This window comes from Polynucleobacter sp. 15G-AUS-farblos (assembly GCF_018882445.1).
Lineage (GTDB): Bacteria > Pseudomonadota > Gammaproteobacteria > Burkholderiales > Burkholderiaceae > Polynucleobacter.
In genome coordinates, this window is sequence record NZ_JACVOM010000014.1 from 1 (window position 1) to 802 (window position 802).

Below are 802 nucleotides of genomic sequence, written 5' to 3' on the forward strand. Positions count from 1 at the left end.
TTGTCAGCTTAGAGCGCTTACCTTTAACGCCGAATGGCAAGCTAGATCGCCGGGCACTACCAGAGCCTTCTGGTCAGAGTGAGGCCACCTATCGTGCACCACGCACTAGCACTGAGAGTTTGTTATGCACCCTCTTTAGTGAGCTCACAGGTACTACTCCAGTAGGTTTAGATGATAGTTTTTTTGCGATTGGGGGCGATAGTATCTCGGCTATCCGTTTAGTCAGTAGAGCGCGTGCTAGTGGGATTGGTTTTGCGGTGCGCGATATCTTTAAGTATCAGACCCCGGAGAGCTTGGCAGCGCATGCCCAAGTCCATACCACTGAAGTGATTAGCAATTGGGTGAGTGATGGCCCAGTTCCTGCTCTTCCAATCTATCACCAGTTCTTAGCCGCAGGTGGTTCATTACAACGCTTTAACCAAGGAGTCTTACTCCAAGTGCCAGTTGGCCTGACACGCGAACAAGTTGCGCAAGCCTTAAATCAACTACTCAAAGCGCATCCTGCCTTGCGCTTACAAACTACTGGTACTGGTAGCGCAACGACCTTTACCGTACTACCAGCAGAGCAAGTGCCCGTATTAGAACTTCCAAGCTTGTCATTAGATAGCCAAACCCCTGCTGGTCGTGCTCAGTTAAGCACTGACTTTACTAACCTGAGTCAAGAGTTAGATCCTGCGCGCGCTGGCGGGCTAGTAGTGGCGCGCTGGATTGCAGGGCCTACGACCAATCTCTTGGCGTTGGTGATCCATCACTATGCAGTCGATGGTGTCTCTTGGCGTATTTTGATCGATGATCTTGCCAG

1 protein-coding gene is annotated in these 802 nt (G+C 50.9%); it reads left to right on the forward strand.

The genetic code is table 11. From position 1 onward, the window contains the following. On the forward strand, positions 1-802 hold an 802-nt coding region (locus tag ICN41_RS11190), incomplete at both ends, for a phosphopantetheine-binding protein (protein WP_255537994.1).